The sequence below is a fragment of the Rossellomorea aquimaris genome (assembly GCF_020172085.1).
GTDB classification, from domain to species: domain Bacteria; phylum Bacillota; class Bacilli; order Bacillales; family Bacillaceae_B; genus Rossellomorea; species Rossellomorea aquimaris_E.
Window position 1 is genome coordinate 143,058 of the sequence record NZ_JAIVAT010000009.1, and the last position, 22,334, is coordinate 165,391.

A 22,334-nucleotide genomic window follows, 5' to 3' on the forward strand; every position below is an offset into this window, starting at 1 on the left:
GCTCACGCCTCCCTCTTATACGGATTTTCCGTTTTTTCGATTTCTTCTACGCTGACATAATATCCTTCATCCTGCTTATGGGACATAAATGAACGGAATGCCATGCATCCGAAAATACCGACTAATGCCAGAATAGCCATCCAGAACAATTCGAACACTAAACCAAATCCTGCGACGAAGAAAAGCGCGGACATGATGAAAGGTGTCCCGGCATTGCTTGGCATATGGATCGGTTGGTATTCAAAGTTATCAGGAACCATCTTTCTTCCTTCTTGCTTCATATCATAAAATGCATCATGACTCTTCACTTCAGGAACATTTGCAAAGTTATAATGAGGCGGGATTGCTGAACTTGTTGCCCATTCAAGGGTACGTCCATCCCACGCGTCACCTGTTGTTTCTCTCTCAGCAAAACGGTAGCTGTAATAGATACCATAAACGAGTACCATGAATCCTACTCCCATTCCGAAAGCTCCGACAGAAGAGATTACATTCAATGCTGTCCAGCCATCTTCAGGACCGTACGTGTATACACGTCTTGGCATACCTGCAAATCCTAATACGAACTGAGGTAAGAAACAAAGATTGAATCCGATGGAGAATAACCAGAAAGCCCATCGTCCGATTCGTTCATTCATCTTATGACCAAACATTTTAGGATACCAGTAGGCAAGTCCCGCGAAGCAGGCAAATACAACACCGGCAATCAATGTGTAATGGAAGTGAGCAACCAGGAAGTAGTTATTGTGATATTGGAAGTCGGCCGCAGCCATCCCAAGCATAACCCCTGTCACCCCACCGATCAGAAATGTCGGGATGAACGCAACAGACCATAACATCGGTACAGTAAATTCGATCTTACCTTTAAATAGGGTACCTAACCAGTTGAATATCTTGATTCCCGTCGGAATGGCAATCGCCATCGTTGAAATCGAGAATACACTGTTCACTGCTGCACTTCCACCCATCGTAAAGAAGTGATGGACCCATACAACGAAGCTTAGTCCAGAAATGGCAACAAGTGAGATAATCATAGATTTATAGCCAAATAGTGTTTTTCTTGCAAATGTAGCAATGATCTCTGAGAAAATACCGAAGGCCGGCAATATAACAATATATACTTCCGGATGCCCCCATAGCCAGAAAAGGTTTGACCAAAGCATCGGGTTACCACCATCCGTCAGTGTGAAGAAGTGGGAACCGAAGATACGGTCAAATGTCATTAATGCTAATGTGACAGTCAAGATCGGGAATGCGAATACGATGATGAATGCCGTGATCAACGTTGTCCATGTGAACATAGGCATGCGAAGAAGCGTCATGCCAGGTGCACGCATCTTAATAATGGTAACGACAAAGTTAATACCGGTCAGTAACGTACCGATACCCGATATCTGTAATCCCAGAAGGTAATAGTTGATACCCGGTCCTGGGCTTCCTTCAATCGCAAGTGGTGCGTAGTTCGTCCAACCTGCATTCGGAGATCCACCGAATACGAAAGAAATATTGAAAAGGATTGCCCCGAACATGAATGACCAGAAACTCAAGTTATTCAAGTAAGGGAATGCTACGTCCCTTGCACCAATTTGCAAAGGAACGACAACGTTCATCAATCCAAGTAAGAACGGCATCGCCATGAATAAGATCATGATCGTACCGTGAGTCGTAAAGATTTCATTGTAGTGCTCAGATGTCAAAAATGAGTTATTCGGCACCGTCAATTGTGCCCTCATCAAGAGTGCATCGACTCCTCCACGGAAAAGCATGACAAGTGCTGCAAGGATATACATAATCCCGATTTTTTTATGATCAACGCTAGTGATCCAGTCGTTCCATAGCCATTTCCACTTTTTAAAGTAAGTGAGGACTGCAACGATTCCGATTACGGTGAAAACGATCGAAATGTTGGCTCCTATGATCAACGGATCGTTGAGGATAAGATTATCCTTTATAAAATCAAACATTTAAAGTCCTCCTTTCTTAGTGCTCATGACTGCCATGATCTTCATGGTCGTCTTCTTCTTTTTTCTTCATATCATCATGATCCATGTTTTCGTGATCTTCCATATCATCATGACCGTCCATATGCATATTACCGTGAACAGACATAGCATCCTTATCCGCTCCACCAACTGTGGTATCAAGTCCGAATTTCTGACGGATGGCCATGGCATACTCAGAGTTCTTCCCATGATCGACAAATGCCAAGTGAGTGGAAGAAAACGTCATCTTATCCACTGTTTCAGGAAGCATGAGTTTTTCATACGTTTCTTCCGTCAATTTCGGTTCATTCGATTGAGCATCTTTAACCCAATCTTCATATTTATCTTCTTTTAACGCAACGAAATCAAACGTTTGGTGCGTCATGCCTTCACCCGTGAAGTTTGAGTTTCTTCCATCGTACGTACCTGGTTCATCAGCCTGTAAATACAAGTCATTGACCATACCTGGCATTCCATAAATCTGTCCGCCTATTTGCGGTACCCAGAATGATGCCATGGAATCTGCTGCTGTTACTTTGAAGAGAATTGGATGATCCTCAGGAACGTTGACATAGTTCACCGTTTCGATTCCTTCTTCAGGGTAGCTGAAGATCCATTTCCAATCGACTGCCGTCGCATGAATCACAATCGGATCCTTATGGGCGGTCGCTTTCGGTGCCTCTCTTAATTCATAAAGGGCTTTTGTATTCGGAATGGATAATGCGATGACAATCAGGACGGGAATGAGTGTCCAAATGATCTCCAGGAATGTACTTCCGTGCATATCCGGCTTATAATCACTATTCTTTTTACTGCTTCGATACTTGAACAAGATGATCGTAAAGAAACCAAGAACAACAACCATAATCGCAATCATATAGTATATTGATAACATAATCAGATCTTTTTGGACGGCTCCAACCGGTCCTTTAGGATCTAGAAGGATTAATTCGCTATCCGTACTGAATATAATGATGAAAAATAACGAAATTAGACTTATTAAAACAATTAAATACGGTTTAAATTTATTAAACAAAAGAAATCACCTTCCTTTATGTAGAATTTACTCTCGTAGACCTATACTATCAAATTCTCTAAACAGGTACCCTTAATAACTGTACTTTTAAACAGATTTTCGAAATTTCGACGCATTTTATTCACAGAACGGTAACAATGTTGGAAAGAATTTCTCAAGGGACAAAAAAATAACTCTCAAAGTTATCTGAGAATAACGTTGAGAGCGTTTTATAGGTTGATTATTAAGAATATTACTAACCATTTTTCATGAAATGTGAACAGATATCGAAAAGCTTCCACCTTCATAGAACTATGTCAGAAAAACAAAATATGAATTTAATTCAACCTCAATAATTGATTGATTTCCTCTTTATTATTTTCAAATCCGATAAAATTCTTAACAAGCTTTTTCTTCCCGAACAGACCTTTCTCGTAAAAGGCAAAGGATGGGACGATCCTTGAACCCGAAATCTCTTTGAGTTCTCTTTCATACCCTTCCTCTTCCCCTACGTTCTTATGAACATAGTCGATCTTCTGTTCATTTAAATACTCTTTTGCCGCTTGGCAATCGGAACAGGTGGGCCGGGTATAAAGCTCTAATGTCAGATCATTACTCATCTTGTCGGTCAGCTCCTTTCGTAAAGAACTACACCCAAGAAGGTTTAAAACCTTTTAGGCGCAGGGCGTTCAAGAGGACGGATACGGAACTGAAGCTCATGGCGGCTCCGGCGATCATCGGGTTAAGCAACGGCCCGCCGAACAGGTGCAAGATTCCCATCGCAACGGGAATGCCAAGGATGTTATAACCAAACGCCCAGAAAAGGTTCTGTTTGATGTTCCGTATGGTTGCTTTGCTTAATTCGACGGCTGTCGGTACGTCCATAAGGTCACTTCTCATCAGGACGATGTCCGCCGACTCCATGGCCACATCCGTGCCGGAACCGATGGCAATCCCAATATCCGCTTGCGCAAGGGCCGGAGCGTCGTTGATTCCGTCTCCGACCATCGCCACTTTCCTGCCGCCTTCTTGAAGCTTCTTGACTTCATTTGCTTTATCTTCCGGCAGGACTTCACTGAGGACAGTGTCAATACCGACTTTTTTCGCGATGGCTTCTGCCGTCCGTTTATTATCTCCCGTGATCATGGCCACTTGGAGTCCCATTTTGTGAAGCTTTTCAATCGCTTGAAAACTTGTTTCTTTCACCGTATCGGCGACTGCAATGATGCCGGCGATTTTCTCTTCAATGGCGATGTACATCGGTGTTTTACCCTCGGCAGCCAACCGGTCCGATACTTCTGCCAATTCACCGATTTCGACGTCATTTTCATCCATCAACTTGCGGTTTCCAAGTAAAAGATCATCTCCATCGACCGTCACTTCGATTCCCTGGCCTGTAATGGCATCAAAGAAGTCCGTCTTACGGAGGGTGAGCCCTCTTTCCTCTGCTTCCCTGACAATCGCTTCTCCAAGGGGATGCTCTGATCCCTTTTCAGCTGAAGCGGCAAGTATCAGGAGTTCTTCTTCTGAAATGGATTCTGATGTTACGATATCCGTCACCACAGGCTTTCCTTCTGTGATGGTGCCTGTTTTATCAAACACGATGGTGTCTATTTTATGCGTTGTTTCAAGGGCGCCACCACTTTTTATGAGGACACCATTTTCTGCACCCTTCCCGGTACCGACCATGATGGCGGTAGGCGTCGCAAGCCCTAGCGCGCAAGGACAAGCAATGACGAGAATCGAAATGGCAATCGTAAAGGCAAAGAGCCCTGACTCCCCTGCAATATACCAGGCGACGCCAGATAGAATGGCAAGAACAATGACGATAGGAACAAAATACCCTGAAATGATATCCGCCATTTTGGCGATCGGGGCTTTTGAGCCTTGAGCCTCTTCCACCAACTTGATGATTTGCGATAATGCCGTATCCTTCCCAACTTTGGTTGCCTCGTATCGGATGGTACCATTTTTATTGATGCTTGCACCGATTACGTTCGACCCACTGGTTTTCTCAACCGGGATACTTTCCCCTGTCAGCATCGCCTCATCGACAGATGTCTTCCCTTCAGTCACCACACCGTCCACTGGGATTTTTTCACCAGGCTTTACGATGATGATGTCTCCGACTGCCACTTCTTCGACTGAAATCTCGACTTCTTCCCCATCTCTTACGACAGTCGCTGTTTTTGGGGCGAGCCCCATCAGCTTCTTGATGGCTTCAGACGTTTTCCCTTTCGAAAGAGCCTCAAAATATTTCCCCAAGGTAATAAGAGTGAGGATGACGGCTGCCGATTCGAAATAGAGGTTCTGCGCATACCCTTCACTGCCTGCTATGATCATGATGGTAGCGAATAAGCTGTAAAAAAAGGCCGCCCCGGTCCCCAATGCAACCAGTGAATCCATGTTGGGGTGGCGTTTGACAAGTGTCTTGAACCCTACGCTGAAGAAAGGTTTTCCCATCATCATGACAGGAATCGTAAGAACCAATTGAAGTAATGCAAATCCAGACGGGTTAATCATCGGATCGATGGCCTCTGGTAGAGGCATCCCGAACATATGCCCCATGGAAACCAGCAGCAGGGGCACTGTGAAGACTGCTGAAACCCAAAAGCGTTTCCACATCGTCTTGATGTGCAGCTCTTTCTTATCCCTGTCTTCATCCACTGTATCTTCTTCATCAGCGTCCTCGTGCGCTTCGTACCCGGCATCTGAGACCGCACCCTTGATATCGGACACGGTGACGACGGCAGGATCGTATTCAATCATCAGTTTCTCTGTTGCCATATTGACACTAGCTTCCTTGACTCCATCGAGCTTTCTTGTTGCCTTTTCCACCGATTGCACACAGGATGCACAGGTCATGCCCGTCACGCTGAATGTTTTCTTTTCCATTTCCGTGACTGCTTTATAGCCTGCGTCATCCACGGCTTTCTTGATCTCTTCAAGTGAGAGTTCATTTTCATCATAGGTAATATTCAGTTTCTCCGTTGCAAGGTTTACGCTTGCCTGCTGCACTCCATCCAACTTCTTTGTTGCTTTCTCTACAGCCTGAGAACATGACGCACAAGTCATCCCTTCAATACTTACTGTTTTTTCCGTCATTATGCTAACCACCTTTATTTCGCTGGTTCTGTTTCGTACCCCGCATCAGACACCGCTTTACTTAAGCTGTCTGGTGTTTGCTTCGTTTCGTCATACTTCACTTTTGCCGCTCCATTTTCCAAATCCACTTTCGCTTTTTCCACACCGTCCAGTTCATTCAATACGCCTTCTACCTTTTTCACACAGTTTCCACATGTCATTCCTGATACGTTCAATAATGTTTTTTCCATTGTTCAACACTCCTTGGTTTTTTTAATGTTGGCAGTTCATGTCGTGATCTTTTTTGCAGGTACACTGCCCGGGTACGCAATTGCATGCGATGTAGTCGACCGCATCCTGTTTCTTCTTCTTTAAAGCTGCTTCCAGCAATGTAATGTCATCATGACTCAGCGTTGCTTCTTCGATCAGATCGGCAATCGTCTTTCCGACTGCCCTGCTGCATAAATGAGTGAATAAACCTGACTTCAGTGTTTTTAGGCTTTCCTCCTCACTGACTCCTGCCCTGTAGATGAACCGGTTGCCGATTTTCTCGGTTGTCAGCATCCCTTTTTTGACCAGACGGCCAATAAAGGTTTTGGTTGTTGCAGGCTTCCACTCCCGCTTTTCCTGCAGCACGGAACTTATCTCCTTACTGGTCACTTCTTTAAGCGTCCAGACCACTCTCATGACTTCCCATTCAGAATCCGTGATTTCCGGTTTTTCTTCTTCAGGCAATGATATCCCTCCTTCCGTTTACAAATGTAATCGATTTATATTTATAGTTTACAACTGTAATCGATTTTGGTCAACTGATTGATTTGTACATATGTCTTAATGATTTTAGTCTGTACTACTTAGGATATGGTATAAATTTATTTCCCTTTTTAATGAATAAATGAAGAAAGAGATGGCCTTTGAAACAGGATCATCTCTTTCTTCATTTATTCAACATAATATCGTTCACTCAGGCGATTTTCTTACATTCTTCTGCACAATTGAAGCAAGCATCGGCACATTTCTGGCAGTGATCATGATCATGTTTCTTACATTCTTCCCCACATGTTTCACAAATCTTCGCACACACTTGGGCGAGTTCCGCTGCAAATGGTGTTCCCCTTACTAAAGATTGTTCTAAGTATGCACATATATCCGCACATTCGCGGTCCAAACGGATACACTCTTTCATCATATTGATGTCTTCTTCCTTTAGACAAGCATCATAACAGTGGTTACACGCTTCCATACATTCATGCAGTGCTTGGATGGCAGATTGGTACTTTTCATGTGACATATGATCTTCCTCCTTAAAATTGTTGGTTACTACAACATTACTATATCCAGTTCAAATGGCATTAAACGGAAAAATTACTATTTTTTCTTTTTTGTCAGGTTTATTTTGATTTGCATGGAATCTGCATAAACACAGGGATACATAGAGAATTTAACGTGAAGATAATGCTAGAGGAGGCTGTGACATTACTAATCACTCCTTGTATCACCGCTGTTGATTTCCGTGCAAGACTTCGCTTTCCTCGGGCGGAAGGCGAGCCTCCTCGTCGCTACCGCTCCTGCGGGGTCTCACCTATTCCGCTTTTCCCGCAGGAGTCTTCGTCTTGCACTCCAATAAACAGCTAGAACCTGCAAATTACCCTTTTGGTGTTTTTTGAAAAAAAAATAAAAAAATCCGAACGCATTCGTTTATCATCACAAATTTATGAATCATCGTTCGGATTTTGCATCGGCTAAAACACTTTTGTTCCAGCTTTTTTGTGGATTAATGTCCTATTAAAAAATGAATATGATGGTTCCTACTAGTAAATAGAGCATGCATATATACGTCACAATCGTCTTGAACTTCGAATCTCCCTCCATCATCATCATATGTGAGTGGGCATCGGATTCTTTGAATAATTTATTTAAGTAGATGGACACACCTGCCACCACCACAAAGACGATATTCAACCAGAACGTATAATCAATCTTAAACGGATCTTCGTTCATGACCTGCTTGGCATCTTCAGGAAGAAGTCCCATGGCTGTAAAGCCGTAGTGCATGCCAAGCGCTGTTAAAATAATGGATACGTAAAAAACTCCCGCAATATATAGGGCCGTTTTTAATCCGTAATATTTTTTATGAACCGCAATAATGGGTGGGACGACTAGATCTGAATAAATAAATGCCATGATTCCTGCGAAAGCTACCCCACTGGAAGCAAGTATCGTGGAAATCGGAATATTCCCCATCGATCCGATAAAGGTCAACATCGCTACCAACGGCCCTATGATGGCGTTCTCCAACACCTTTAAGAATGAGTCCGGCTGATCTGCCAGAAAGAAGCTTTTCCACGTGTCTTCCGATACAAAGGTTGCCATCATCCCGGCAATCGTAAAACCGATCGTGATTTCCTTCCACACCATCTTCCAGTTCATGACGAATTCATGACCCACCTGGAGCCAGCCTTCTTTAGACCTTATCTTCTCTTTCCAATCGAACTCCTCATTTTCATCATCTTCATCCTCAACACGTTCTCTCGCTTCTTCCACTAATTTTTCCGGGAAAGTGAGATTCACTAAAACCCACGTAACCAAAATCAGTGCAATACCTCCGACCATCTCGGCCACAACGAACTGCCAACCAAGGAAGATGTAAATAAGGATACCCAATTCAATCACCAGGTTGGTAGAAGCAAACAAAAAGGCAAGGGTCGGAATAAAATGAGCGCCCTTCTTAAATAAATTTCTCCCTGCCGCAAGTGCCGCAAACGAACAGGATGAACTAATCGCCCCAAACAGCGAGGATAAACCAACGGATTTCAAGCTGGCATTCCCCATATGCTTCACCATCTTATCCTTTTGGACAAATGCCTGGATCATGGAGCTGATCAAGTACCCCAGTACAAAGGCCCATCCTGATTTCCAAAAGTACCCCAGGGAGGTCTTGGCTGATTCGCCGATTAGATCTAACAAAGAATCATCTCCTTCAATTATGTATGTGTAAATACATTACCCGTTATATGTGCAAATATGATGCAAAAAGGAAATTTAAGAGGGTTAGAAATAAATTAAAAAGAGGAATAGTACAAATGGTATATAAATTATCATATAGGAGTTGTTTATTATGGAGGATTGGGAAGCAGCTTATTTAGCTGGGATTATTGACGGAGAGGGTTCTATTACACTAACACGCATGCATGACAAAGAACATAGACGACCCTGCATTACGGTCGCTTCTACTGATTATGAACTTTTAGAGTATCTTCAAATACTAACAAGCGGGCAAATCACTAAAAAGAAAAATTATCATCCCGATCGTCACCTTGATTCATACACACTTTCTGTTAAGGCAAAAAATCAAGTTCTATATATATTAAAATTAGTATTTCCTTTCCTAAGGGTTCAAAAAAAGAAGAAACGAGCCTCTTGGATTCTTGATCATTATGATCGAGTAACAGTTAGAAACGGAAAGTACACTCCGGGTAATTTAAAACAAAAGGTAACTTTTGAAGAGGAATTTTTCAAATTATAATTTTCATAAAGAATTCCTTTCCCACTATTGTTGAACTAAAAAAACCATGTTTATACTAAGTAGCATAAACATGGTTTCATTTGTATTACTAAGAGGATAACATTCAATTGTCCTCATATGATTGTATAAAATAAAAACCACCAAATATGTATTTGGTGGAGACGGTGGGACGTGCACTTCCATGCTTTCGACATGGCACTGACTATATCTTGAACCTTGTCGTTTCAGGTCCTTTGGCGTATTATGCGAAATATAAATTTATCTGTTGCCAGATAGAATTCCGCATCCTAGTACTACCGAACTTCGGCAGCCTATAAGTCGATACACGGCTGTTGGATTGCTCCACATACCGCTCGGCATTGCCTTATCACACGAATGTGACTTAGGTTTCACCGATAAAGCCAAATTTTCACTTATGTGTTACCACATAAGGCGACTATAAACTAATCGAACCCACGTCCAGAAACATCGCCACTTAAGCGTCTACGAGCGTAGTCGATATATTCGCAAGTTCGCTACAGCTTCTGCCTATCGACGGGCGTCCGTGCAGCTAGTCTGATTAGTCTCTTCCTTTGTCCTCAGACGGTGGACTCCGGCGTAGCCTACTAAGAGTGAGTCCCTTACCCTACCACATAGGCGATGGAGGGAGGAACAGCTAAAGTGCTATTACGCAGCTAAAGCTAGGTTATTGTTAGTTTTGCCAGTTATTATTGGCTTTGGCGTTTTAACGTAGACGACCCCTACGGCTCGCAACCCAAGCTCGAACTATCCCTGTCGAATCCGTAACGTCCCCATGATAAAAGGGAAGAACGGGAAAGAATAAGTTCAGCGTGTAAGTCACTTATTCAATTGTTCTTACTGCCGCTTGATTACCTCGCGACATCTATTAGTATAACAAATCCTGAAATAATTGCAAATGGCATATTCCGGAAAACTGTAGCGTTACATCCCTTTTTGGCGCTGAGCAAGCTCACGCTGGATGGAACGGTTTGCTTCTTTCCGTTTCAGATCTTCACGCTTATCATATTTCTTCTTACCACGGGCAAGTCCGATCAGAAGCTTTGCCACACCGTTTTTGATGTAAAGCTTCAATGGAACGATGGAATAACCTGCTTCTTTGGAATCTCCGATCAGTTTATTGATTTGCTTACGATGAAGAAGTAATTTACGCGTTCTGAGAGGTTCGTGATTAAATCGATTTCCCTGCTCATAAGGGCTGATATGCATATTGTGTATGAAAATTTCACCGTTTTGAACACGGGCAAACGAATCCTTTAGATTCACTCGGCCGCCACGAATCGATTTGATCTCTGTTCCCTGGAGTACTAGACCCGCCTCATATGTTTCTTCTACGGCATAGTCATGGCGTGCTTTTTTATTTTGGGCAATAAGCTTGCCTTCTCCCTTTGGCATTGGAATCCCCCTAGTCATTTCCGATAGTTTACTCATTATTATCTCATATTTTCGAGAAAAATTGTATCGATACACTTGGAAAAGAAAAGGAGCAAAGGGCGTCCCATTGCTCCTGATCCTGTTATTTCTTCTTTTTTCGTTTGCTTCTTGGTGCATTTTCAAAGTGCTTCTTATTTGTCTTTTTCTTTTTATTGTTTTTAGGTGGACGTGTTGACCATTCCCCGTCCTTTTTACGGGATGACGAACGATCGGATTTCCCACGGCTTGATTTCCCTTTATCCGACGAGAACGTGCGGACACTGCCATCGCGCTCCTTGCGCTTGCCTTTCATGCCGACGATTTCAAAGTCGATGGCGCGCTCATCTTTATTGACGCTCACGACACGGACGGTAATTTCGTCTCCGATACGGAATACATTCGCAGTCCTTTCACCAATCATGGCGAGGTGACGCTCATCAAACCGGTAGTAGTCATCTGTCATATAGCTCACATGGACAAGACCTTCAATGGTGTTCGGCAATTCGACGAACAAGCCGAAATTCGTCACGGAACTGATGATTCCGTCGTATTCCTCTCCTACCTTGTCTTCCATATACTCTGCTTTCTTCAGCTCATCGGTTTCACGCTCGGCATCCACTGCTCGTCGCTCGCGGCTTGATGTATGCTCAGCGATATGGCCCATTTGCGCGCCCCATTTTTCGCGGGTAGCCTGATCAAGTTTTCCTTCAATCAAATAGGTTCTGATCAATCGGTGAACGATCAAGTCAGGATAACGACGGATCGGTGACGTAAAGTGCGTATAGAACTCTGTCGCCAGTCCAAAGTGACCCAGGCTTTCAGGATCATATTTCGCCTGCTGCATGGAACGAAGCATCATCGTCGAAACGACCATCTCTTCCGGCTCTCCCTGTACGTCCTCTACAATTTCCTGAAGGGCACGAGGATGGATGCTGTTGGCCGTCCCTTTCACGATCAAGCCGAAATTGGTGATGAACTCGAAAAAGCGCTGCAACTTATCTTCTTTTGGATCTTCGTGGATTCGATAAATGAACGGGACGTCCATCCAATGGAAATGCTCGGCCACCGTTTCATTTGCTACCAGCATGAATTCTTCAATCAACTTCTCTGCAACAGAGCGCTCACGAAGGACGACATCCGTCGGTTCCCCTTCTTCATTCACAAGGACTTTTGCTTCTTTGAAATCGAAGTCAATGGCTCCTCGCTTCATCCGTTTCGTGCGAAGCACCTGCGCCAGGTCTTCCATCTCCTCGAACATAGGAACCAGTGGCTCATATTTCTTGCGAAGCTCTTCATCTTGATCAACAAGAATCTTATTTACATCCGAATATGTCATCCGTTCTGTTGTCTTAATGACACTTTGGAAAATTTCGTGTTTCACGACATCGCCTTCAGGAGAAATCTCCATATCACATGATAACGTTAAACGATCTACCTTAGGATTAAGGGAACAGATCCCGTTGGACAATCTATGAGGAATCATCGGGATGACCCGGTCTACAAGATAGACGGACGTTCCTCTATCAAAGGCTTCCTGATCGATGGGGGAACTTTCTTTCACATAGTATGTGACGTCTGCAATATGTACTCCGAGCTTGTAGTTCCCGTTGTCCAGCTTCGTTACCGTTACGGCGTCATCGAGATCCTTGGCGTCTGCCCCATCGATTGTGACGATCGTCTGATCACGAAGGTCTCTTCGGTTCGGGATTTCGGATTCATCGATTTCACTTGGCACTTTATTCGCCTGGTCCATGACCTCTTCTGGGAATTCAACATCAATTCCATGTTTATGGATAATGGAAAGGATATCGACTCCTGGATCATTTTTATGACCGAGGATTTCAACCACTTCTCCCTCGGCACTCTTTCTGCCTTCAGGATAGGAAGTCAATTTCACGACAACCTTATGTCCTTCGGTTGCTCCCATTTGAGCAGATTTCGGAATAAAGATATCACTGGCAAACTTCTTATCATCGGGAATAACGAACCCGAAATGCTTACTTTCCGTAAACGTTCCAACTATTTGGTCGACACCGCGTTCAACGATTCGAACGACGGTACCTTCTCTTCTAGAACCTGAAGATGACGTTGAAACCCTAACCAGTACAATATCACCATGCATGGCGTTATTCGTTTCGTTAGGAGGGATGAAGATATCGTCCATTCCGGATTCTTCCGGTATCACAAACGCAAACCCTTTTGCATGAGCGGATATTTTCCCTCTTACCAGATTCATTTTTTCAGGCAGACCGTAGCGGTTGCTTCTTGTACGTACGACAAGCCCTTTCTCTTCCATTACGACAAGAGCTTTGACAAAGTCCTTGAAGTTCGTGGACCCTTCAATTCCGAATGCTTCTTCAAGCTCCTGTACCGTCAATGGTTTGTAAGCTTCTTCCTTCATATAGGAAAGGAGCCTATCCACATGCTCTTTAATGTTTTCGTCCATGACAATCCCTCCTGATCATCGAATTCATCAAACCGTCCAGTCTAATTTCTCTAGGAAATGATAGACGTCTTCATGAAGCTGTTCTTTTTCTTTATCTAATGTAATGACATGACCGGACTCTTCATACCACTTGATTTCTTTCTCATCCGACTCCACGTTATCATAGATGATATTCGCAGAATCCGTATTGATCATATGGTCATGCCTTGCCTGTACCACAAACGTCGGCGAATAGATCATATCGACGTTTTCACGCACATCTGCAATCAAGTCCTGCAGGGCCTTCAATGTATTCATCGGCGTTTGCTTGAACTCTTCTATTTCTTTTTCAATTTGTTCTTCCGGTTTTCCTTCAAACTTTTTAAATTCCCGGGCGTAATCGACTACCCCCTGATACATGACTTCTTCACTTTTTATATACATTGGCGCACACATAGGGACAATACCCTTTACAGGTACAGTGTAACCTAATTTCAGAGAAAATACCCCTCCGAGCGATAGGCCGGCAACCGCTATCTCTTCGTATCCTTTGCTCTTTAAATGCTCATAGCCGTCCATGACATCCTTCCACCAATCTTCGGGGCCTGTATGAACTAATTCTTCCGGAGGAACACCGTGTCCTTTATAGTGAGGAGCGTGGGACGAATAGCCCTTCTTCTCTAAGTAGCGTCCTAGCATCCGGACATCAGCTGAATTCCCTGTGAATCCGTGAAGCAGTAATACAGCTCTCGGACCAGCTTCGAATGTAAACGGTTTTGGTAATACAGTTTTCATCTTTATGACTCCTTTATCTCATTTTAAACAAACGTTTGATTAAGGGGAAAAAACCTTGATATAACAGGCTTCATTCTATTAAACAGTTGTTTAAACGATTTTAGTATGTACGTTGATTTTCTGTGGATTTTTGTTAAACAAACGTTTGATTAGTCAGAGCGAAAGCTTGTTATTACAGGCTTCGTTAAGTTAAACGATCGTTTAATCCACTCTTCTTCTCTATTTTTAACAAACATTGTTCGGACAATCCAATATTTCGCTTGAAAATCTGTCTGTTTAAATAAAAAAACCTGACCTTAATGATCAGGTTTTTAGTCCGTATTAGATAGCTACGATAGCAATGGTTAGTACGAAGAATAGTACCGATAGTACGATCGTAATTCTGTGAAGTACTAAGTCAATACCACGTGCTTTTTGTTTTCCGAAAAGTTGTTCTGCACCACCAGAGATGGCCCCTGAAAGTCCAGCACTTTTACCTGACTGAAGTAATACAAGAGCAATAAGTGCAATTGATACGATAATAAGTAAAGTGACTAAAAAAGTGTGCATGAGTCCCACCTCCTGATACGAACATAACATTACTTTTAGTTTACCATAGGAAAGATGTAGGGGACAAGACAATATTGTTTGAATTGTGGAAAGAGTTGGGTTTGGGTTGTCGGTTATCGGTGTTTGGTGCTGGGATTAAATGTTAACCGGCTGGATTTCTGGAGATTTCGGCCGGATTGCACGCTGGATTGGCTCTATCTTCTCCTAAACCCGCTGGATTCTCCTCGAAAACGGACGGATTGCACCAAAACCGGAAGGTGACACCCTCCAAAAGCCCCCAAATCAACACCAAACGGCTGGACATCGATCACATTCCCCTCCTAAATACTCCACAAACCAAAAAAACAGCCCCGTCCAAAGACGGGGCCGCCTCTCCTCAACCACTATTAGCGATTAACGTTATAGAATGTTTTCGCTCCAAGATATTGAGCTGTGTGAGCCAATTGATCTTCGATACGAAGAAGTTGGTTGTATTTAGCAACGCGGTCTGTACGAGATGGAGCACCTGTTTTGATTTGACCAGCGTTTGTTGCTACAGCGATGTCAGCGATTGTGCTGTCTTCTGTTTCACCAGAACGGTGAGAGATAACCGCTGTGTAACCAGCGCGTTTCGCCATTTCGATCGCGTCGAATGTTTCAGTCAGTGTACCGATTTGGTTCACTTTGATTAGGATTGAGTTACCGATACCTTGTTCGATTCCTTGAGAAAGCTTAGTCGTGTTTGTAACGAATAAGTCATCCCCTACTAATTGAACTTTGTTACCGATGCGCTCAGTTAGAAGTTTGAAACCATCCCAGTCGTTTTCGTCAAGACCATCTTCGATCGAGATGATTGGGTATTTGTTGCACATTTCTTCGTACCAATCAACCATTTCAGCTGACGTACGAACCACGCCTTCACCAGAAAGATGGTATTTACCGTCTTCTTTGTTGTAGATTTCAGAAGCTGCTACGTCCATTGCAAGAAGAACTTCTTCACCTGGTTTGTAACCGGCTTTTTCGATAGCTTCGATGATTGTTGATAGTGCTTCTTCGTTAGACTTAAGGTTTGGAGCGAATCCACCTTCGTCACCTACTGCCGTGTTGTAGCCTTTAGATTTAAGAACTGATTTCAGGCTGTGGAAGATTTCAGCACCCATGCGAAGACCTTCTTTGAAAGTAGGAGCTCCTACAGGCATTACCATGAATTCTTGGATGTCTACGTTGTTATCAGCGTGCTCTCCACCGTTTACGATGTTCATCATTGGAACTGGAAGCTGCTTCGCGTTGAATCCGCCAAGGTATTGGTATAATTCCACTCCGAAGAAGTCAGCAGCTGCACGTGCAACAGCCATGGATACACCAAGGATTGCGTTGGCACCTAATTTACCTTTGTTTTCTGTACCGTCAAGTGCGATCATCGCTTGGTCGATCGCAACTTGTTCCGTTACGTCGTATCCGATGATTTCTTCAGCGATTTCGTTGTTTACGTTATCAACTGCTTTTTCTACCCCTTTACCAAGGTAGCGGCCTTTGTCACCGTCACGAAGTTCAACTGCTTCGTACTCACCAGTTGATGCTCCTGATGGAACAAGCGCGCGTCCGAAAGCACCTGATTGTGTGTAAACTTCTACTTCAATTGTTGGGTTACCGCGTGAGTCTAATACTTCGCGTGCGTATACGTCTGTAATGATTGGCATTTAGAATCTCTCCTTATTTTTTAATTAATGATGTTCCAGTCATTTCGTCTGGTTGTTTCACATTTAATAGGTCTAACATGGTCGGGGCAAGGTCTCCAAGAATCCCACCGTCACGAAGCTCCACGCCTTCTTTTGTCACGATGACAGGGACTGGGTTCGTCGTGTGGGCCGTCATTGGTTCGCCTTCTTCCGTGATCACTTCATCGGCATTCCCGTGGTCTGCCGTGATGATGGCGGTTCCGCCTTTTTCCGTGATAAGGTCGATGATCTTTCCAAGACACTCATCCACCGTTTCGATTGCTTTAATCGTCGGCTCAAGCATACCTGAGTGACCAACCATATCCGGGTTGGCAAAGTTCAGGATGATGGCATCCTGACGGTCTTCACGAATCTCTTCAAGTAAGGCATCCGTCACTTCGTAAGCACTCATTTCAGGCTTCAAGTCATACGTTGCCACTTTAGGGGAATCGATCAGAATCCGCTTTTCGCCCGGGAATTCCGCTTCACGCCCACCGCTCATAAAGAACGTGACATGAGGGTATTTCTCTGTTTCAGCGATACGCAATTGCTTTAATCCGTTTTGTGAAAGGACTTCACCAAGCGTGTTATCAAGGTTTGTCGGTTTGAATGCTACAAAACCATCAACCGTTTCACTGAATCGTGTCAGGCACACAAAGTGAAGATCTTTAGGGAACTTTTCCCCGCGATCGAACGAACGGAAATCTGCATTGGCAAATGTATTGGAAATCTGAATGGCACGATCCGGACGGAAATTGTAGAAGATGACGGCATCTTCATCTTTGATCGTCGCAACCGGCTCTCCATTTTCTTTTGTAATAACAGATGGAATGACGAATTCGTCGTAGATTCCATTTTCATACGAATCGTTCACCAATTCGATTGGATCCTGATAGCTTGGGCCTTCACCATATACCATGGCACGGTAGGATTTCTCAACCCGTTCCCAACGCTTATCGCGGTCCATCGAATAGTAACGACCTGAAATCGTCGCAAATTGACCCACGCCGATTTCTTTCATTTTCGCTTCTGCGTCTTCAATGTACTTTTTCGCCGTTTGAGGGCCGACGTCTCGACCGTCAAGGAAGGCATGGACATAGACATCTTTCATTCCTTCCTTGGCCGCTAAACCAAGAAGGGCATAAAGATGCTCGATATGGCTGTGCACTCCGCCATCCGAAAGCAGTCCGAAGATATGAAGATTCGTACCTTTTTCCTTCGCATGATTGATCGCATCAAGGAATGTGGTATTCTGTTCGAATTCCCCTTCACGGATCGCCAGGTTCACGCGTGTTAAGCTTTGGTACACGATACGTCCTGCACCGATATTCAAGTGACCTACTTCAGAATTCCCCATTTGACCTTCAGGGAGACCTACCGCTTCGCCACTTGCTGTCAGTTGATTGTGAGGGTACTGGTTCCACAGGCGATCAAAGTTCGGTTTGTTCGCTTGGGCAACAGCATTCCCTTCTTTCGTATTACGGCAAGCAAAACCATCTAGGATGATTAACGCTACTGGTGACTTACTCATTGTTACTTGCACCTTCTAACAATTGAAGGAAGTTTTGTGGTTCAAGGCTTGCTCCACCTACAAGGGCACCATCGATATCTGATTGAGCCATGTATTCTTTGATGTTAGCAGGCTTCACACTGCCGCCGTATTGGATGCGCACGGCATCTGCCGCAGATTGAGAAAATTCTCCTGCAACCACCTGGCGGATGTGGGCACATACTTCGTTCGCATCTTCCGCTGTAGAAGATTTTCCTGTTCCGATTGCCCAGATTGGCTCATAAGCAACGACCGTTTGTTTCACTTGATCTTCAGAAAGACCTGCAAGTGCTTGTTTCACTTGGTTTCCAACAAGATCTTTTGTTTCGTTGTTTTCGCGTTGCTCTAATGTCTCACCTACACATACGATCGGTGTTAATCCGTGTTTGAAAGCAGCAAGAGTCTTCTTGTTCACTGACTCGTCTGTTTCATTGAACATTTCACGACGCTCTGAATGTCCAAGGATGACATATTGAACGCCTAGGTCAGAAAGGGCTACAGGACTCACTTCTCCTGTGAATGCTCCGTTCTCTTCAAAGTGCATGTTTTGAGCACCAACAGCCACTTTTGAATCCTTTGTTAAGTTCACTAGGCTTTCTAAGAATAGGGCTGGTGAACAAATGACAGAATCAACGACTTCTTGATCCGGCACTAGTCCTTTTACTTCTTCAGTAAAGGATTTAGCTTCTCCAAGCGTTTTGTTCATTTTCCAGTTACCTGCAATAATCGGTTTACGCATTGTACTCATCCTTTCTGGTTTTCATATCGTTTCAGCAAAAATGTTGGTCTTTGAGAAGCGATTACTTATCGTTAAGAGCTACGACTCCCGGAAGTTCTTTTCCTTCCATGAACTCGAGTGATGCTCCACCACCTGTAGAAATATGACTCATCTTATCAGCATAGCCAAATTTTTCAACGGCTGCTGCAGAGTCTCCGCCACCGATAACAGAATATGTATCTGTTGCATCGGCTAACGCCTCCGCTACGGCTTTCGTTCCGTTTGCAAATGTTTCTAATTCGAATACACCCATCGGTCCGTTCCAAATCACAAGCTTAGAGCTTTTGATCGTATCTTGGAATAGAGCTCTCGTCTTCGGTCCGATATCAAGTGCTTCCCAATCAGAAGGAATCGAATCGATGTCCACTTCCTTGGTATTTGCATCATTTGAGAAGTCATCAGCAACGACTACATCAACAGGCATAAGGAATTTAACGCCTTTGTTTTCCGCTTTTTTCATGAATTGCTTAGCTAAATCAATTTTGTCTTCTTCAAGAAGGGATTTCCCAACTTCATGGCCTTGGGCTTTCACGAACGTGTAAGCAAGTCCTCCACCTATGATCAGGTTGTCCACTTTATCCAATAGGTTGTCAATGACACCGATTTTGTCTTTTACCTTGGCTCCACCAACGATGGCTGTGAATGGGCGTTCTGGGTTTGAAAGGGCTTTTCCTAATACATCAAGCTCCTTTTCCATCAGAAGGCCGGCTACAGCTGGAAGGTGCTTGGCAACTCCTTCGGTAGAAGCATGTGCACGGTGAGCCGCACCGAATGCATCATTCACATAAAGGTCTGCAAGCGCTGCAAATTCTTTCGCAAGTTCAGGATCATTTTTGGTTTCTCCAGGGTAGAATCGTACGTTTTCCAGTACAAGGACATCCCCTTCAGACATGTCACTGATCTTCGATTGAACAGCTTCACCATACGCTTCATCTGCTTTGGCTACATTTTTACCAAGAAGTTCAGAAAGTCTTTCAGCAACTGGTGTTAAACGCAGTTCTTCCACCACTTCACCTTTAGGACGGCCTAAGTGACTAGCGAGAATGACCTTCGCTCCGCCATCCACTAAATACTTAATAGTAGGAAGAGCAGCTTGAATACGGGTTTCGTCTGTAATCTTGCCTTCAGACATCGGTACGTTAAAGTCTACACGGCAAAATACGCGCTTCCCTCTTACATCGACATCTTTGATCGACTTTTTGTTCATCGTAAAGGCCTCCTTTGAATTTCAATTTCTACTCTTTTTTTCAAAAAAATAGAAACAACAATAAGAAAGGGGAGAGGGGAATCTTCCCCGCTCCCCTTCATCACATCTTCATTATAGATGGTGGGACAAAATTTATCCATCAATCACCATGCTAATGATGTCAATTTACAAAACTTTATCGATTAAAGTCCTTTAGAAGCGATATAACCAGCTAGGTCTACTACACGGTTAGAGTATCCGCTCTCGTTATCGTACCAAGAGATTACTTTCACCATGTTGTCTTCTAGAACCATTGTAGAAAGTGCATCGATTGTAGAAGAAGCCGGGCTACCGTTGTAGTCAGTTGATACTAAAGGCTCTTCGCTGTAAGCAAGGATTCCTTTAAGATCGCCTTCAGCAGCTTCTTTAAGAGCCGCATTCACATCTTCAGCTGTTACGTTCTTATCAAGTTCAGCAACTAAGTCTACTAGAGAAACGTTTGGAGTTGGAACACGAACCGCTCCACCGTTCAGTTTCCCTTTAAGCTCAGGAAGAACAAGAGATACAGCTTTCGCAGCACCTGTAGTTGTTGGAATCATGTTCTCAGCAGCTGCACGTGCACGACGGTAATCTTTATGTGGTAAGTCTAAGATTTGTTGGTCGTTTGTGTAAGAGTGGATCGTTGTCATCATTCCACGCTTGATTCCGAACTTATCGTTAAGAACTTTCGCGAAAGGCGCTAAGCAGTTTGTCGTACAAGATGCGTTAGAGATAACGTCGTGGCTAGCCGCGTCGTATTTATCTTCGTTAACACCCATAACCACTGTGATGTCTTCATCAGATGCAGGAGCAGAGATGATTACTTTCTTCGCACCAGCTTCGATGTGTTTCGCAGCGTCAGCACGCTTTGTGAAACGTCCAGTAGATTCAACAACGATATCTACACCAAGATCTCCCCAACCAAGTTGAGCTGGATCGCGCTCAGCCAATACTTTTACTTTCTTGCCGCCAACTACAAGGTAGTCACCGTCAACAGTTACTTTCTCTTGAAGAGTTCCGTGAACTGTATCATATTGTAAAAGGTGAGCAAGCATGTTTGCATCAGTTAAGTCATTAACCGCTACTACCTCTACGTCGTTATTTTTAAGTGCTGCACGGAATACATTACGTCCGATACGTCCAAATCCGTTAATACCAATTTTTGTTGCCATGAATAATTTCCTCCTTTAGATAGTTAAGGATGATTTTTTTATATTTCAAAAGGGCTTACCCTTTTAAAAGCTCTCTTGCCGCTCCTTCATCCGTGATGAGCACGGTTTTATGCGGAGCACTCTTCATATACGCCCGAATCGCTTTCGCCTTCGAGCTGCCGCCGGCGACGGCAATCACATGTTCGATGTGACTTAAATCCTCAAGTTGCAGGCCGATCGTTGGCACCTTATGTACCACTTCTCCCGCTTCGTCAAAATAATAACCAAATGCTTCACCGACGGCATGACCCTCGGTGATTCTCTCGAAATCTTCTTCCGTGGTCTTTCGTCTTTCAGCCATTGTGATAGCATCCCCAATTCCATGGAGAACCATGTTAGCCGATTTGATCAGGTTCAGGACTTCTTTGATCATCGGTTCTTTCAAGAAGGATTTGTATACTTCTTTACTAACCTGATCAGGCACATATAAAACACGATGACGTGTTCCCGTATGCTCTGCCATCTTGGCACAAATGGTGTTGGCCTGGTTCTTGACATCTTCCCCGATTCCACCTCGAGCAGGAACAAACAAGGTATCATCAGAGAAATCGGGTAGCCGTTCTGCTACGGCTGCCATCGTCGAACCTCCAGTCACAGCGATGATAGTATTTCCCTTAAGTCGGCGTTTCATACTAGAAGCTGTTGCACGCCCTAATTCTTCTTTTACCCAAGGTGACTCATCACTATTCCCCGGAACGATTACAATTTCATGAAGATTAAGTAACGATTCTAATTCCTGTTCCATAACGTTGATTCCTGAAATCTCTCTCATCATGCTTTCAAGGTTTTCTAAAAGCTGAATCCCTTCCTCCGTCATGATCATGCCAGAGGTTTTGATATCAATGAGATCTTGATTGTTCAGGAACTCCACTTCGCTTCTCAGTACACGTTCGGTCAGGCCCATATTCTGGGCAAGACTTCTGCGTCCGACAGGCTGCATGAACCGGATGGAACGAAGAATGTGATGCCTTTTTTGCATAACTTCAAGCAGGTCAGGTAATAATCGCTTTTGTATGTCAATTAATGTTTCCATAGTTAAAAGCCCCTTCAAATGGAGTATCCGAGTG

Annotated in this window: 19 protein-coding genes, 1 other RNA gene and 1 pseudogene; 1 reads left to right on the top strand and 20 read right to left on the bottom strand. The window is 43.8% G+C overall.

What is annotated here, in order from left to right:
- Positions 1-2: 2 nt before the first annotated feature.
- From qoxB to LCL96_RS20405, 9 genes and pseudogenes are all read right to left on the bottom strand, one after another.
- Positions 3-1,964 carry a cytochrome aa3 quinol oxidase subunit I gene (gene qoxB / locus LCL96_RS20365; RefSeq protein ID WP_224944775.1) on the bottom strand — a complete coding sequence of 654 codons (1,962 nt, stop codon included), beginning with the start codon at positions 1,962-1,964 and terminating at the stop codon, positions 3-5.
- A gap of 16 nt (positions 1,965-1,980) precedes the next feature.
- On the bottom strand, positions 1,981-3,018 hold the full coding sequence (gene qoxA, locus LCL96_RS20370) for a cytochrome aa3 quinol oxidase subunit II (protein ID WP_224944776.1): 1,038 nt from the start codon (positions 3,016-3,018) through the stop codon (positions 1,981-1,983).
- Positions 3,019-3,335: 317 nt separating this feature from the next.
- Positions 3,336-3,617 (bottom strand): glutaredoxin family protein, encoded by a 282-nt coding sequence (locus LCL96_RS20375; protein ID WP_224944778.1) that lies wholly within the window; start codon positions 3,615-3,617, stop codon positions 3,336-3,338.
- A 28-nt stretch (positions 3,618-3,645) separates the two neighbouring features.
- Positions 3,646-6,102, bottom strand: coding sequence for a heavy metal translocating P-type ATPase (locus LCL96_RS20380; RefSeq protein ID WP_224944780.1), 2,457 nt, complete (start codon positions 6,100-6,102; stop codon positions 3,646-3,648).
- A 14-nt stretch (positions 6,103-6,116) separates the two neighbouring features.
- Entirely contained in the window at positions 6,117-6,332 is a 216-nt protein-coding gene (locus LCL96_RS20385) for a heavy-metal-associated domain-containing protein (RefSeq protein ID WP_219166046.1), read from the bottom strand.
- A 22-nt stretch (positions 6,333-6,354) separates the two neighbouring features.
- The gene (locus tag LCL96_RS20390; RefSeq protein WP_224944782.1) at positions 6,355-6,816 is read right to left on the bottom strand and encodes a CopY/TcrY family copper transport repressor; all 462 of its coding nucleotides are present in this window, start codon (positions 6,814-6,816) and stop codon (positions 6,355-6,357) included.
- Between the two features lie 229 nt (positions 6,817-7,045).
- The gene (locus LCL96_RS20395) at positions 7,046-7,372 is read right to left on the bottom strand and encodes a four-helix bundle copper-binding protein (RefSeq protein WP_224944784.1); all 327 of its coding nucleotides are present in this window, start codon (positions 7,370-7,372) and stop codon (positions 7,046-7,048) included.
- Between the two features lie 100 nt (positions 7,373-7,472).
- Positions 7,473-7,706: pseudogene (locus tag LCL96_RS20400) on the bottom strand (hypothetical protein).
- A gap of 160 nt (positions 7,707-7,866) precedes the next feature.
- The gene (locus LCL96_RS20405) at positions 7,867-9,048 is read right to left on the bottom strand and encodes a permease (protein WP_224944785.1); all 1,182 of its coding nucleotides are present in this window, start codon (positions 9,046-9,048) and stop codon (positions 7,867-7,869) included.
- Positions 9,049-9,199: 151 nt separating this feature from the next.
- Here LCL96_RS20405 and LCL96_RS20410 point away from each other — a divergent pair, with 151 nt between their 5' ends.
- Complete coding sequence (locus LCL96_RS20410; protein WP_224944787.1) at positions 9,200-9,607, top strand: LAGLIDADG family homing endonuclease; 408 nt, start codon at positions 9,200-9,202, stop codon at positions 9,605-9,607.
- 444 nt (positions 9,608-10,051) lie between these two features.
- On the opposite strand, the gene ssrA is transcribed toward LCL96_RS20410, so the two are convergent.
- The 11 genes from ssrA to LCL96_RS20465 all read right to left on the bottom strand — a co-directional run bounded on the left by ssrA (position 10,052) and on the right by LCL96_RS20465 (position 22,300).
- Positions 10,052-10,392: a transfer-messenger RNA gene (gene ssrA / locus LCL96_RS20415) on the bottom strand.
- 157 nt (positions 10,393-10,549) lie between these two features.
- Positions 10,550-11,020: an SsrA-binding protein SmpB gene (smpB, locus tag LCL96_RS20420; protein ID WP_173107530.1), complete on the bottom strand. Its 471-nt coding sequence runs from the start codon at positions 11,018-11,020 to the stop codon at positions 10,550-10,552.
- A gap of 121 nt (positions 11,021-11,141) precedes the next feature.
- A complete protein-coding gene (gene rnr / locus LCL96_RS20425) occupies positions 11,142-13,484 on the bottom strand; it encodes a ribonuclease R (protein WP_224944789.1) in 2,343 nt (780 codons plus the stop codon).
- A 27-nt stretch (positions 13,485-13,511) separates the two neighbouring features.
- Positions 13,512-14,258: an alpha/beta hydrolase gene (locus tag LCL96_RS20430; RefSeq protein WP_224944791.1), complete on the bottom strand. Its 747-nt coding sequence runs from the start codon at positions 14,256-14,258 to the stop codon at positions 13,512-13,514.
- Between the two features lie 321 nt (positions 14,259-14,579).
- Positions 14,580-14,807, bottom strand: coding sequence for a preprotein translocase subunit SecG (secG, locus tag LCL96_RS20435; RefSeq protein ID WP_206857361.1), 228 nt, complete (start codon positions 14,805-14,807; stop codon positions 14,580-14,582).
- 386 nt (positions 14,808-15,193) lie between these two features.
- Positions 15,194-16,486, bottom strand: coding sequence for a phosphopyruvate hydratase (gene eno, locus LCL96_RS20440; protein ID WP_224944792.1), 1,293 nt, complete (start codon positions 16,484-16,486; stop codon positions 15,194-15,196).
- A gap of 13 nt (positions 16,487-16,499) precedes the next feature.
- Entirely contained in the window at positions 16,500-18,035 is a 1,536-nt protein-coding gene (gene gpmI / locus LCL96_RS20445) for a 2,3-bisphosphoglycerate-independent phosphoglycerate mutase (protein WP_224944794.1), read from the bottom strand.
- The gene (gene tpiA / locus LCL96_RS20450; protein ID WP_224944796.1) at positions 18,028-18,792 is read right to left on the bottom strand and encodes a triose-phosphate isomerase; all 765 of its coding nucleotides are present in this window, start codon (positions 18,790-18,792) and stop codon (positions 18,028-18,030) included. Before tpiA ends, gpmI begins: the two co-directional genes overlap by 8 nt.
- Positions 18,793-18,853: 61 nt before the next feature.
- Positions 18,854-20,038: a phosphoglycerate kinase gene (locus LCL96_RS20455; protein ID WP_224944798.1), complete on the bottom strand. Its 1,185-nt coding sequence runs from the start codon at positions 20,036-20,038 to the stop codon at positions 18,854-18,856.
- Between the two features lie 182 nt (positions 20,039-20,220).
- Positions 20,221-21,228, bottom strand: coding sequence for a type I glyceraldehyde-3-phosphate dehydrogenase (gap, locus tag LCL96_RS20460; RefSeq protein WP_044338275.1), 1,008 nt, complete (start codon positions 21,226-21,228; stop codon positions 20,221-20,223).
- Between the two features lie 55 nt (positions 21,229-21,283).
- The gene (locus LCL96_RS20465; RefSeq protein ID WP_224944804.1) at positions 21,284-22,300 is read right to left on the bottom strand and encodes a sugar-binding transcriptional regulator; all 1,017 of its coding nucleotides are present in this window, start codon (positions 22,298-22,300) and stop codon (positions 21,284-21,286) included.
- Positions 22,301-22,334: the final 34 nt, after the last annotated feature.

Bases quoted from the DNA above. Each gene is read 5' to 3' on its own strand.
- qoxB (WP_224944775.1), bottom strand. From the start codon at position 1,964: ATGTTTGATTTTATAAAGGATAATCTTATCCTCAACGATCCGTTGATC.
- LCL96_RS20375 (WP_224944778.1), bottom strand. From the start codon at position 3,617: ATGAGTAATGATCTGACATTAGAGCTTTATACCCGGCCCACCTGTTCC.
- LCL96_RS20380 (WP_224944780.1), bottom strand. From the start codon at position 6,102: ATGACGGAAAAAACAGTAAGTATTGAAGGGATGACTTGTGCGTCATGT.
- LCL96_RS20385 (WP_219166046.1), bottom strand. From the start codon at position 6,332: ATGGAAAAAACATTATTGAACGTATCAGGAATGACATGTGGAAACTGT.
- LCL96_RS20395 (WP_224944784.1), bottom strand. From the start codon at position 7,372: ATGTCACATGAAAAGTACCAATCTGCCATCCAAGCACTGCATGAATGT.
- LCL96_RS20410 (WP_224944787.1), top strand. From the start codon at position 9,200: ATGGAGGATTGGGAAGCAGCTTATTTAGCTGGGATTATTGACGGAGAG.
- smpB (WP_173107530.1), bottom strand. From the start codon at position 11,020: ATGCCAAAGGGAGAAGGCAAGCTTATTGCCCAAAATAAAAAAGCACGC.
- rnr (WP_224944789.1), bottom strand. From the start codon at position 13,484: ATGGACGAAAACATTAAAGAGCATGTGGATAGGCTCCTTTCCTATATG.
- LCL96_RS20430 (WP_224944791.1), bottom strand. From the start codon at position 14,258: ATGAAAACTGTATTACCAAAACCGTTTACATTCGAAGCTGGTCCGAGA.
- secG (WP_206857361.1), bottom strand. From the start codon at position 14,807: ATGCACACTTTTTTAGTCACTTTACTTATTATCGTATCAATTGCACTT.
- eno (WP_224944792.1), bottom strand. From the start codon at position 16,486: ATGCCAATCATTACAGACGTATACGCACGCGAAGTATTAGACTCACGC.
- gpmI (WP_224944794.1), bottom strand. From the start codon at position 18,035: ATGAGTAAGTCACCAGTAGCGTTAATCATCCTAGATGGTTTTGCTTGC.
- tpiA (WP_224944796.1), bottom strand. From the start codon at position 18,792: ATGCGTAAACCGATTATTGCAGGTAACTGGAAAATGAACAAAACGCTT.
- LCL96_RS20455 (WP_224944798.1), bottom strand. From the start codon at position 20,038: ATGAACAAAAAGTCGATCAAAGATGTCGATGTAAGAGGGAAGCGCGTA.
- gap (WP_044338275.1), bottom strand. From the start codon at position 21,228: ATGGCAACAAAAATTGGTATTAACGGATTTGGACGTATCGGACGTAAT.
- LCL96_RS20465 (WP_224944804.1), bottom strand. From the start codon at position 22,300: ATGGAAACATTAATTGACATACAAAAGCGATTATTACCTGACCTGCTT.